Here is a 13,096-nt window from a genome sequence, read left to right as displayed (position 1 = left end):
AGTATTGAATATATTTAACTTTAAAAAACAAATATACCTAAAACACTATTTCTACCTTTTCTATCACAGCAGAATTCCAATCTAATTTAATGGATATTATTTTATTTTCTGCATCCCAATCAGACTCAGCTGTTTTACCTCCAATAGTAACTGATGTAGGAGCTGTTTCTATATTATGAATACGTAAAGAGATTGCTCGGGTACTTTTGTCATATTCATTCCCGGTACGAGCGCTAAAACTTATAGAAATTGATTTTTCTGTGTTTTTACTTTCAAAATTTAGTATTTCGTATTTTCCTTTTTCATAAGCATTTGGTGTCTTACCATCATCGTCATATAGTTTCCCGAAACTATTTTGAACCAAAGCATCATAATAATAATGTATGATCAACTCTTTGGTAGTATATGCCTTTGTATTCTGAATAGTTTCAACCATTGGAATAAAGGCTCCTCCTCTCACAAATACGGGTATATAATCTTCTGCTGTTTCTACAGTAATATACCTTCCTCCTTCGTATTTTTTTTCTGTATAGAAATCGTACCAGTTAGAGCCTTTCGGGAAATACACATCCTTGGACACTACTCCTGATTTTGTGATTGGGGAAACTAAAAAGCTTTCGCCCCATAGATACGTATTAGAAATAGTTTGTAATTCTTTAGTATCAGCATCCTCAAAAAACAACGGTCTCATCAAAGGAATACCTGTTTGATTATTATCAAAAGCCAACGTATAATTATAGGGAAGCATCTGATATCTCAATTCAATACTCTTTTTAGCAGATGCTTTTGTTTTCTTATCATGAAAAACTGGTTCTGGTGCAATATGTTCTTGCGCATGTGGTCTGTAAATTGGCTGAAAAATTCCATATTGTAACCATCGGGTATACAATTCTGGATCAAATTTCTCGCCTCCTGCAAACCCTCCAAGATCTGAATGCATATATCCTAATCCCTGAATTGCCATCGATAATGCTATCTCCGTTTGCGGTTGTAATCCACCCCAGCTTCTACTCACATCTCCTGACCACGGAATCATTCCAAATCGTTGTGATCCAGAATACCCAGCACGCATTAAGATAAATGGTCGTTGCTCTGGAAAATCTTTTTCATAGCCTTCCTGTACCAATCTAGCCCAATCATGCCCATAAATATTATGTACTTCATCTGCAGACCCTGCAGCGTGTACTAATGTAGAAGGATGTACTTCGGGTTCTCCTAGGTCTCCCCACCATCCTGCTACTCCATATTCTTGAGTATAGGTTTTGTAAATATTCCAAAACCAATTCTTTCCTTTTTGATCATAAATATCTATAATTCCGGTATTTCCGAAATAAAAATCATAGGTAAATACGTTTCCTAAGGAATCTTTTCCTAATACTTTTTCAGCTACGGCCTCTTTCCATTTTTTTGATGTCGATAAAACAAATGGTTCTGTTATCAAAATCGTTTTGATTCCCTGATCTTTGAAATCGTTGATCATTTGTTTCGGGTTAGGAAATGAATCTTTTAGAAATTCCAGATTTCCCATATGCCCTTTTATGTCCTTTCCAAACCAATATATATCTAAGATCACTGCATCAACCGGGATAGAATCATTTTTAAATTTAGCAATAGTTTCTTTGGTTTCTTTCTCAGAATGATATCCAAAACGACTGGCAAAATTACCAAATGCCCATCTAGGTGGTAGTGGTTGTTTTCCGGTTAAATCCGTATACTGATCCATCAAATCTTTCCAATCATCGCCCGCTACTACCTGATACGTCTTCCGGCCATCAATCGTTTCATAACTTAGTGTATTATCTTTTTTACTATCGATATCCAGAAAACCTACAGGTGCATTATCAAAATGAACTGCATATGTTTTAGAAGATAGTATTAACGGCATCGTATAGTTCATTAACTCAGAACGGGTTTCATATCCATAATGTGCTTTATTATACAATTCTAATCGATTTCCTCTTCTATTCATTCCTACCACCCTTGCTCCTGCTCCATAAATAACCTCTTCTTTATCTAGATTGAATTGTAAAATTTCTGTAGAATCCGTTTTCCTGTATCCTTCTTTTTCAGAAATCAGTTCTTTTCCTTTAAACAAGTAGGATATATGAAATGGTTCTTTTGTGATATGAACTTGAATTCCATCAGAACCGTATACAATTGTCTTGTCGGTTTCGGTTAACTGAGAAACAATTCCGTTCTCAAGAACCACTGCATGAGATACAGGATTAAATGTTTCACCTGTCGGAACAAAAGAAGTTTCTATTATTTTATCGGAATATAGTTTAATAATGTATTTTCCATTTTCTCTGGGAATCTCTATATATCTATCATCGTCATAACTATCAATATTCGAAATAAAATCGCTTGTAGTTGTTTTGCAAGAAACTGATAAAAACGCTACGATTCCGAAAAAGAAAAAGGAAAAAGATCTTGACTTCATATGTAATAGATATTTTCTGATTAAGATATGATTCAAATATACTAGAATCACTTTACAATAAAGGTACAACCCTACCTGGGCATCTCGAATTATTAAATTTTCAGTTAAACTAAAGAAACACACGAAAAACCACAACAGTTCACTACAACGTTTTCGTTAGTTCATAGATTTCATTGTTTCTATTCGTACTATTATTCATACAGTTCAAACAGTATCATAAAACGCCTAACCTTAATCTAAACATTTGTTGAGATAGATTAAACGTTTTGGTAATACCGAAAGGCTACTTTTACAATATCAATAACCAATTTAATCTAAATTATATTACACATGAAAAATCATTCTTACATTATGTTAAGGCGGTACAGACAGTCATCAGTATTTGCGGTATGTTTAGGTCTTTTTCTTTCTTTCTCAGCAGTTGCACAAATTAAAAAAGACCAACACGAACCTCAATTTGATCTGCCAAAAGACAATTACTATGGGCAGCAAGTTTATGCCAAAGGAAAAGGAAAATCTTTCAGGAGTTTTGGAGATTTACTATTCTCCAGAGCTGTACTAGACGCGTCAAGTTTTTCTGAAGGACCAACTTCTGGTCTTTATATTGGAGATGGTCCTATCAATGAGCAAGAACTTCCATTTAAAAACAAACAACCTATTCAGGGATTTTCTGCAGTACTCAACAATTTTGATGGCACTTTTACTGCTATGTCTGACAATGGTTTTGGAAGTATTGAAAACTCGGCGGATTACAACTTACGTTTATACAAAATCAAACCTAGGTTCGAAACTTTTTTTGGAAGCGGTGAAGGGGATATTCAGGTACTGGAACATATCGAATTAAAAGATCCCAACCGACACATCCCATTTACGATAACGAATCATTTTAGTCAGAATAGAATCTTAACTGGTGCTGATTTTGATATTGAATCTATTCAAAGGACTACTAATGCTGATTATTGGATTGGGGACGAGTTTGGACCTTTTTTGTTACACTTTGATAAAAACGGAGTGCTCCTGGATGCTCCTTATGTGCTTCCTGATTTGGATAATTCTGGTAAAGAATTGCGATCTCCACAAAATCCATTTAGCGAAGAGGCAAGTGCTATAAGAGTTATGAATGCTATGCGGGCACACGCACTAGCAAACGGAAGCAAAGCTCCGGTGATGTCACCTTGGTTTGTTATGCTTGATGACGATAATGAAAACACTCTTGTAGAAAGCAGAACATCTCCTTCTAATGGCTTAGCAGAAGCTTCTAGTGAATTATTTAATGTATCCTCTTTAAACCGTGCGGGTCACCCTGTAGTTGTGTATACGGTAAATGACTCTGAAAATATGAATCGTTTATTAAATTTAGGGTTGCAAGGGATTATTTCTGATCGACCAGATCTATTATTAGAAGCTGTGCAAAACTTTGATAAAGATCAAGACGGACGTGCTGATTACCTGGACGCAGATGGTCTCATTGACGTGAATGTTTTTGATGCTCAAGGACATCGTGGTGCTAGAAATTTACGTCCCGAAAATACACTGCCTGCCATGGAGGCTGCATTAGATTATTTAATGCCTACCCTAGAGACAGACTGCGGTATTACACTGGATGGAATTCCTGTACTGGATCATGACCCACACATTGAAGCTGCTAAAACCCGAAAAGTAGACGGAACTCCTTATGAGTCCGAAGATGAAGTGTTTGTAAAAGATCTTACTTTAGAGCATATTCAAAACACTTTTATTGCAGACAAAATATTATCAGGAAGACCGGCTCAGACTAATGAACGATCATTATCCCCGGTATCGGTTGCTTTCTCGAAGGAAAAAGGTTTTATTGATCCTTACATTATGCCTTCACTACAACAATTATTCGATTTTGTAGATTTTTATATCGCTTATTATAAGAACGGTGCAGGATCTTCTGATCCAGAATCGACCAAACGCTGGAAAAATGCTTCCAAAGTACGTTTTAACATAGAAACAAAAATCAATCCGAGAACTGATTTAGATGATCGCGGAGATGTGTTTGCAGAAAGAACATTTGGTCCGGAAACATTTACCAAAGCGATTGCAGATATTATTGTTACTAATGACTTAACAGATCGTGCCGACATACAAAGCTTTGATTTCAGAACCTTGATACTTACACAAAAAGAATACCCTGAAATTAGAACAGTTTGTTTGTTTGGTGATTTTCCTAAAGTGGGAAATGCTGGTGATGGCACCAACTTACAAGATCAAAATGGAGAGAACACTCCTTGGTTGGCCGGAATGTATTGGCCATATAGAGTTACAAAACTAGATACACCATTTAATGTAAAACAAAGTGGGGGTTTCGAAGGAATGGCGATAACTACAGACAATACAACCCTGTTGCCATTATTAGAAAAACCTTTAGAAGGAAGTGAACATAATAATTTGTTAATTCACGAATTTGATCTGGCCAGCAAATCTTATACCAATAAGAGGTATGAATACCCGCTTAATGAAAGGGCATCAGCCATTGGTGATTTTATAATGTTTAGCAGAGAACGAGGTTTGATCATAGAACGCGATGGTTCTCAAGGAGATCTTGATGGTTTCAAAGCAGTTTACGAAATAGCGCTAGAACAGGACTCGACCATGATTCAAAAAAGATTGAATGTAGATCTTTTAAATATAAGAGATCCCAGAAGAATTTCTGAACCAGGTTTATTGGGAGATGTAGGTATTGGTAGAAACTTTGCATTCCCTTTTGTAACCATAGAAAGTGTAGTAGTCTTTAATCCCTATTTAATAGGTGTTTTAAATGATAATAATTACCCATTTAGCATAGGGCGACATGTGGGTGAGGGATTACCCGATGATAATGAGTTTGTCCTTCTTTGGTTAGATCAGCGTTTAGGTTTGCCTTGGTATACGAAAGATGATACTGTAGTAAAGATACACGACAATGATTTTAAAACATACCCTAACACTTTCTCGAGAAAAGTAACCTTTTCTTCAACCAATAAAAATATAAACAATGTGGCTATTGATATATTCGATATAGCAGGGAACCTGGTAAAAAGAGTGAATACACCAAAAGTAGATGAAAATGGTTTTCAATATACCTGGAATGGTCAAACAGACGATGGCAAGGAAGTATCAACAGGCATATACATTGCCATCATAGAAGCAGACGGAAAATTCATTAAAAAGAAACTTATAAAGAAATAAAATCAAAATCAACCAACTTGCCAGAAACCAAGAAAAGACCTGCTAGAATTAGCAGGTCTTTCCAAATATGTGGTATTTATAATTTTATACTAACTTCTAGGATACAAAAACGATTTTTCGACCTCAAAGTCAACTACTCCATCTTTCCGAACATCATAAATAATAAATAATTGTCCCCAGTACACTCCATCTGTAAAATCAGCAATGATCCACTTATGATTAAGTAATCGCACTTTATTGATTGCCATATTACCTTCCATCCCCACAAAAGGAACAATTGGATTATCAGCACCTGCTTTATTCTGACTGATAATCTGATCACTGATGGTCAGTGCTAATTTTGTGGCATCATATCCTTGCTCTTCAAAGTAACTAATGGCTTCTTCATCACTTTCTAACGAAAAGTAAGTAAGTTCCAGTATTCTATCAATCAAGGAATCTTTTTCTACCTGCCTGATTTTTATTTCTTCTTCTTTTTCTTCTATTTTGGCTGTTAAATTATCAATCTTACCATCATACGATTCTTTCGCCTTTTTAGCGTTCATAAACTGGTATAGTATAAATAATACAGAGAAAATAAATAAATATAAAAATATTCTGCTTCGCATATCAAATTGTTATTTTTAAATTATCGTAGGCAATAAAAACGTTTTCTGGTAATTGTTGTTGCACCGCCTCGTGAAACCCCAGCATATGACTTATATGCGTTAAATATGCCTTTTCTGGTCTGATCTCTTCAATAAATTCTAAAGCTTCTTGAAGATTGAAATGAGAATGGTGCGGTTCTATCCGCAATGCACTCACTACTAACACCTTTACGTCCTTAAGCTTATCTCTTTCTTCTTCTTCAATTGTTTTTACATCCGTGAGGTACGCAAAATCACCAAACCTGAATCCAAAAACCTGCAATCGGTTATGCATGAGATTGATTGGAATCACATCCAGGTTACCCAGTGTAAATGGCTGGTTAGTTAGTTCATTTTCTATAACACTGGGTGCTCCCGGATACTTATTCTCTGAAGAAAAAATATAACTAAATCTTGATCTTAACGACTGCAACACCCTCTGATGTGCATATACTGGTATATCGCCTTGCCTAAAAAAAAAGGGTCTGATGTCATCCATACCCATAGTGTGATCCGCATGTTCATGAGTAAAGACAATACCGTCAATCCAAGTTACATTATTTGCCAACATTTGCTGTCTGAAATCTGGTCCGCAATCAATTACATATTGATATTCATCCCATGACACAAGGACAGAAACACGTAATCTCTTATCTTTTGGGTCTTTACTTAAACACACAGGATGAGTGCTTCCTATGATGGGAATGCCTTGTGATGTTCCGGTACCAAGAAATGTAACTTCCATATATGCAATTAGGCGAAAGCAAATGTAATTATAATTTTTTTGGTCAAAAAAGAATTCATTTCTACGTGCATTATTTATATCAATTATAAAATGCAAAAATTTGCATCTAGTTTTTTTTAATTATACTTAATGTATTAGTAACTTTACGTAAACAAAAAAAGCCCATTTCACTATGCCTATTACTATATTAGGGGATAAAGAATTTGAATCCGTACCTTCGCTTAAAAGCAAAGCTTTACGTATTAATCTAAATGCCAATATCTACGGTACCTTTGCCGAAATTGGCGCAGGACAGGAAACAGCCCGTAATTTCTTTAGAGCAGGTGGTGCATCCGGCACAATTGCAAAAGCGATGAGTGCTTATGATAAAGACTTTAGTGATGCGATCTACGGAATAGAAAATGACAAACGTTATGTTACAGAAGCACGACTAAAAAAAATGTTGAAACATGAGGTTCGTCTTATAGAAGAACGTATCAAAAGAGAAAAACATCCTAATAAATTATTTTTTAGTTATGCTAATACGGTAGCAACCATTGATTTCGCAAAAAAATATAAAGGACACGGCTGGGTTGGTATACGTTATCAGACCAAACCAGACGAAGATTATAACGAAATTATTTTACATATTCGTTTTCACGAAAATGATGCCCGATTACAGCAAATGACATTGGGTGTTTTGGGCGTAAACTTGATTTATGGCGCTTACTACAAATATGATAACCCTAAAAAATTACTTCGTTACTTATATGATCATTTAGACAAAGATCAGATCGAGATCGATACCATCAATTTTTCGGGTCCCCGATTTAAAAAAGTAGATAATCGATTGATGAGTTTACAATTGGTTAAAAACGGAATGACAGAAGCAGTAATGTTTGGTCCTGATGGTAAAAATGTGTTGCCCGCAGCAGTTTTGTATAAGAAGAATATTCTTGCGCTTAGAGGAAGTTTTAGACCAGTGACTAAAGTAAATATGGATATTTATAAAAAGTCACTTAATATGTTCCTTAATGAAAATAAAGTCCGAAAGGAAAAAACGATAGAGATTTTTGAAATCACCCTCTCGAACCTTCGGGCAGAAGGAGAAATAGATGAAGAAGATTTTATGGCAAGAGCAAGGTTATTATGCTCTTTGGGACAAACAGTTATGATCTCTAACTTCCAGGAATATTATAAAGTTGTAGAGTATTTCTCTAATTACACAAAAGAACGTATGGCGCTTTCTATGGGTGTCAACAATTTGGTGGATATATTTGATGAAAAATATTACAGACATCTTAGTGGTGGTATTCTGGAAGCGTTTGGGAAACTCTTCTTTAAAGATCTCAAAGTATATCTGTATCCATTAAAAGATCATAAGACCGGAGAACTTACTACCAGTGAAAATCTTAAGGTACATCCTAGAATGAAGGAATTGTATAAATTCTTCAAATATAATGGCAAGCTACAGGATATTGTGGATTATGACCCTACAATTATGGATATATTTTCTAGAGAAGTACTGCAGAAGATTCAGGAAGGAGAACCCGGATGGGAAGATCAATTACCAGAACTTATCCCCGAAATGATCAAAGAAAATAATTTCTTTGGCTATAAAGAAGCAGAAAAGGTATAATTAATCGTTTACAAACCTTTACAAACGCTTGTAATTACTTAGATAAGAAATATATAGTTACCATGGTAACTATATATTTATGTTGGCATTCATTAATGAATCCGTTTTAGGAAACTGTTTCTATATAATAAATTTGATTTTCTTAAGCAAACTCTGTAAAAAAAGCACTATGGGACTTTTAGTGGTTCTTTGGAATTGAGAATCAATCGAAATTGTTGTAAGCTGATTGACTCTATTCTAAGAATAATGGAATACGGTTGTAATTGCTACTTATTAGCAATCTTAAAGTATTAAACATAAAAAATAATTCAAAATTCTTGTCATATTTTTAGAATTCTTGTCACTAAGGTTAATAGAGACAGATAAAATATCAAATGCAAAATCAAGACCAATTAACTTTTAACCAAATTCTGGAAGATAATAAAGATGCGATTTACAGAATTTGTCGTATTTATGCTGTTTCGCCAATTGAACCACAAGATCTTTTTCAGGAAGTAATAATCCAAATTTGGAAATCTTATCCATCTTTTAAAGGTAAATCTAATGTTAGTACGTGGATTTATAAAATTTCACTAAACGTTTGCTCTCGTTCAAAAATGAAATTTAATAGAAGTAATTATAAATTAGTTCAATTTGAATCTATACAATTTTTATTAACCGAAAATATTCCTGAAAAAAATAAACTAGAAAAGTATCAAGCACTACACGATTGTATTTCTACATTAAATGAAAGTGACAAGGCTATCATTATTCTCTATTTGGATGAATTACCGTACAAAGAAATAGCAACGATTACTGGTTTGACTGAAAACCATATTGCTGTAAAAATGAAAAGAATAAGAAAGCAGTTATTTAATTGTATAACACCTAAAGTAAACTAAAATGTTAGAACAAGAATTAAAAGAAATTTGGAAAGATTCATCTGAAACAGAAAGGATAAAATTCGATTTATCAAAACTAATGATAGAATTGAATGATAAGATTAATGAGTTTGAAAGAGCTTTTCGTAGCAGAGATATTGGAGAGCTTATTACGGCAGTAATTAGTATTCCTGTATTCGGATGTATTGCGTATTTAATTCCGTTTCCAATTACTAAAGTTGGGATTATTTTGGCTATGATTGGTTTTATCTGGGGTATCTATGATCGTAGAAATAACCGAAAGCAGAAGAGTCCAATTAGTCTTACATTACCTTTTCAAAAACAGCTTGAAAATCAAAAAATCAATATGTCTCGAGAAATCAAACGATATAATACTGTATTATATTGGTTTCTTATACCCAGCTTTATACCGTATGCAATATCAATTATAGGCTTAGGTGACCCTACAGAGTATGGTTTGTCTAATACTATTCTTAACCAGTTACTGCCTCTCTCGTTTACCTATAAAATAGGTTCTTTAGTTTTTGCTGCTATCATCTTTATAGCAATATTCTGGGCACACAAACGTGCAATTAGAAAACAGTTTATACCACTCATTGAAGATATTGATAAAGTAATGCATCAATTAAAGCATGAAAATTAAATGTAAGACATCGAGATAAATCAATTATTACTAACAAATTAATACAATACTTCATGAAAGGAGCACTATGCATAAGTCTATTTATTCTAATAACAAATTTAACCTTTTCACAGACTGAAAAAACTGCTTACAAAATAGTTACGAGTGATTTTGAAAAAAATTATAATGCTAATAATTTTGAAAACATATTTTCTATGTTTTCAAATAATTTAAAAACAACAATACCACTTCAAAAGGCAAAAAGCTTTTTAACAAGTTTAAAAACGCAAGCGGGAAATATTACTAGCCGAGAATTTGTGAAATATAAAAATGAAACTTACGCTTCTTATAAAACTACATTTGAACGTGTTATTTTAGTTCTTAACATTTCAATAGATAATAATTCAAAAATAAACGGATTATTTGTCAAACCTTTTGTTGAAGAGGTTAATTCGGGAAATGTAATAAATAATCTATCTAGTAAAGACAATTTAATAACCCGAGAACAATCTGAAATAATATTTAAAAACGCAAAAAGATTCCCAAACCACACACAAATTTCGATTGCTATTATCAAAAATGGAAAAGTGAACTATTATGGAATAAATAAGGAGACTGATACTATTTCGACGATTGATAATCAAAAAAGTGTTTTTGAGATAGGTTCTATATCTAAAGTTTTTACTTCAACGCTACTTGCAGATTTTGTTATAGAAGGAAAAGTTAAACTAAATGAGAATATCAATGAGTATTTAAAAACACCTTTAAATAATAGCACAGAAATATCATTTATTGATTTGGCTAATCACACATCTGGACTTCCTCGCCTACCAAAAAATATTGATTTGACAAAAATTAATCCTCAAAACCCATATAAAAAATATAAGAAAAAAGAATTGAAAGAATATTTAACCAAGTATCTCGAATTATCAAATAAAGGAACATATCAATATTCCAATTTAGGAGCAGGATTACTCGGTTACACATTGAGTGAAATTGAAAATGACACTTTTAACAACCTTTTAATGAATAAAATATTTTCCAAATATGATATGCAAAATTCAACAGCAGACATTGTTAATATCAAAGGAAATTTAGTAAGAGGCTTAAATAAAGAAGGAAAAGAAATCCCAAATTGGGAGTTTTCAATTTTGGCCGGTGCAGGTGCAATATTTTCAACGGCAGAAGACCTATCGAAATTTGCTCTTTCTCAATTTGACTATTCAAACAAAGAGCTTAAACTAACAAGAGTAAAAACTTTTGAATTAAATAAAAACATGGATATTGGCTTAGGCTGGCATATATTAAAGTCTCAATCCAAAAATATCTGGTATTGGCATAATGGCGCTACTGGTGGGTATTCTTCATCAATGGTCATTGAAGAAAAATCAAAAAATGGAATAATTATTCTATCAAATGTATCTGCATATAATCCGAATATGGGAAATATCGATAAACTATGTTTTGAATTAATGAAAACACTAGAGGAAGAATAACGAAATGCCAACAATGTGTCCTATAATTCATTGCTAGTTAGAGCTTACTTACGAAAGTCCTCGCGGACTTTCTATCTGTGATTTATTTGCTAAATTTAGTGCTTAAACACGCAACGAAATCATACACTAGACCGTTGCCCACAATATCCCATAAAAATTCAAACTATCTAAGAAATCATCAACCAGACAACATAAGGTCGAGATATTAAAAAAACACCCAATCTTAAGTTTTATAATTATTGTATTTATACTCACTTATGGATTAGGAATTCCTTTTAATATGTGGATTTCTCAGAGTTTGAATTTACCTAAACCAATTGATGTTTACCTACCTCGATTAATAACTGTAATATCACCTGGAATAAGTGCGTTGATTTTAATGTGGAGTAACAAGGAGAAGCTTGAATTAAAAAGATTCCTGCCTACAGGAAATCATAAATTTCTTTATCTTCTAATACCAACCCTGACTTTAATATTATCGGCTAGCACCCTCATTATAGGAGGTGCAACGTTCGATTTAATAGTTACCATACTTCAAAACAACTGGGAACAATTATTTATCCATTTGATCTTACAAATTTTGATAATTGGAATTGGAGAAGAATTGGGGTGGAGAAGTTGGTTATTACCAAATTTGAATAGAAAATATTCTTTGTTAAAAGCTATGATTTTAGTTTTAATAATTTGGACTCTATGGCATTTCCCGATCCTGTTTCAGGATAACGAGATTTTGATTCCCTGGTTATTTATAATCACAGGAGCCACAATTATATTAACGTGGGCCTGGAAAATATTTGGTAACAATATTTTACTTTTTGCCGTAATACACGGATCGATAAACTATCCACAGTTTTTTTGGGAAAATCAAACTGATACAATTGATTCTCAGGTCCTAATAAATAGCTGGACGATTTCAGGTTATTTTTATTTATGTATTGGGATTATTGCTTTTATTTCAATGCATAAAATATTTCACTCAAAAACAGTATAAAGTCGAGTAGGTAAAGGGGAATCTCACCCCTAAACCTCTCACAGAACCGTACGTGATAGTCTCCTATCATACGGCTCTTCAAGACCGAAGCACCTAAATATCCATCAGTGCTTCGCTGATTTAACCAAATCATCCTCCGTAGAGTTGTAGGAATTAAATCATTATTGGTCTTGCTAACCCCTTCGCTACGTCTAATTTTCAAAAGACATCTCTTAGATACTTTTCGCTACTACGAGTTAGTCCACCACTCCTTTTGTGTATTGGTATCTTGGGCTTGCCCTTCGGGGTTATACCCTTCTCCCTTAACACTACATAAGAAGTTTCTCCTGTTCCTTAACTGAGCAGTAAGTAAAGCTCCTGCCCTCTATATGCCGATTGCCACTTGACCAGTAAATAGGTTACTCCCGTCAAGTTCTGTCTCGCAAGACCGCCCATCCCTCGATTTTGACAATACTAAAGTTGTTTACGACACTTCTACAAGG

The 13,096-nt window shown here is 33.7% G+C and carries 9 protein-coding genes; 6 read left to right on the top strand and 3 right to left on the bottom strand.

The genetic code is table 11. From position 1 onward, the window contains the following. Nucleotides 1-37: 37 nt before the first annotated feature. The gene (locus tag ACWGOQ_RS17645; protein ID WP_452057922.1) at nucleotides 38-2,440 is read right to left on the bottom strand and encodes a glycoside hydrolase family 31 protein; all 2,403 of its coding nucleotides are present in this window, start codon (nucleotides 2,438-2,440) and stop codon (nucleotides 38-40) included. A 330-nt stretch (nucleotides 2,441-2,770) separates the two neighbouring features. On the opposite strand from ACWGOQ_RS17645, the gene ACWGOQ_RS17640 reads away from it, so the two are divergent. Then, nucleotides 2,771-5,635 carry an esterase-like activity of phytase family protein gene (locus tag ACWGOQ_RS17640; protein ID WP_452057923.1) on the top strand — a complete coding sequence of 955 codons (2,865 nt, stop codon included), beginning with the start codon at nucleotides 2,771-2,773 and terminating at the stop codon, nucleotides 5,633-5,635. An 89-nt stretch (nucleotides 5,636-5,724) separates the two neighbouring features. Here the strand turns inward: ACWGOQ_RS17640 and ACWGOQ_RS17635 are convergent, their stop codons facing one another. Together ACWGOQ_RS17635 and ACWGOQ_RS17630 are read right to left on the bottom strand one after the other, a co-directional pair. Further along, nucleotides 5,725-6,180 (bottom strand): hypothetical protein, encoded by a 456-nt coding sequence (locus tag ACWGOQ_RS17635; protein ID WP_452057924.1) that lies wholly within the window; start codon nucleotides 6,178-6,180, stop codon nucleotides 5,725-5,727. A 64-nt stretch (nucleotides 6,181-6,244) separates the two neighbouring features. Continuing rightward, nucleotides 6,245-7,006, bottom strand: a complete 762-nt coding sequence (locus ACWGOQ_RS17630) for an MBL fold metallo-hydrolase (protein ID WP_452057925.1) — start codon at nucleotides 7,004-7,006, stop codon at nucleotides 6,245-6,247. A gap of 172 nt (nucleotides 7,007-7,178) precedes the next feature. On the opposite strand from ACWGOQ_RS17630, the gene ACWGOQ_RS17625 reads away from it, so the two are divergent. From ACWGOQ_RS17625 to ACWGOQ_RS17605, 5 genes are all read left to right on the top strand, one after another. Beyond that, nucleotides 7,179-8,624: a TonB-dependent receptor gene (locus ACWGOQ_RS17625; RefSeq protein WP_452057926.1), complete on the top strand. Its 1,446-nt coding sequence runs from the start codon at nucleotides 7,179-7,181 to the stop codon at nucleotides 8,622-8,624. A 374-nt stretch (nucleotides 8,625-8,998) separates the two neighbouring features. Further along, complete coding sequence (locus ACWGOQ_RS17620) at nucleotides 8,999-9,505, top strand: RNA polymerase sigma factor (protein ID WP_452057927.1); 507 nt, start codon at nucleotides 8,999-9,001, stop codon at nucleotides 9,503-9,505. Nucleotide 9,506: 1 nt separating this feature from the next. Further along, the gene (locus ACWGOQ_RS17615) at nucleotides 9,507-10,148 is read left to right on the top strand and encodes a hypothetical protein (RefSeq protein WP_452057928.1); all 642 of its coding nucleotides are present in this window, start codon (nucleotides 9,507-9,509) and stop codon (nucleotides 10,146-10,148) included. Nucleotides 10,149-10,201: 53 nt separating this feature from the next. After that, the gene (locus ACWGOQ_RS17610) at nucleotides 10,202-11,623 is read left to right on the top strand and encodes a serine hydrolase (RefSeq protein WP_452057929.1); all 1,422 of its coding nucleotides are present in this window, start codon (nucleotides 10,202-10,204) and stop codon (nucleotides 11,621-11,623) included. Nucleotides 11,624-11,921: 298 nt separating this feature from the next. Continuing rightward, nucleotides 11,922-12,614 carry a CPBP family intramembrane glutamic endopeptidase gene (locus ACWGOQ_RS17605; protein WP_452057930.1) on the top strand — a complete coding sequence of 231 codons (693 nt, stop codon included), beginning with the start codon at nucleotides 11,922-11,924 and terminating at the stop codon, nucleotides 12,612-12,614. Nucleotides 12,615-13,096 lie beyond the last annotated feature (482 nt).

The sequence above is a fragment of the Aquimarina ulvae genome (assembly GCF_053613295.3).
Note: the sequence above shows the minus strand (reverse complement) of the source record. Positions and strands in the feature narration are given on the sequence as shown.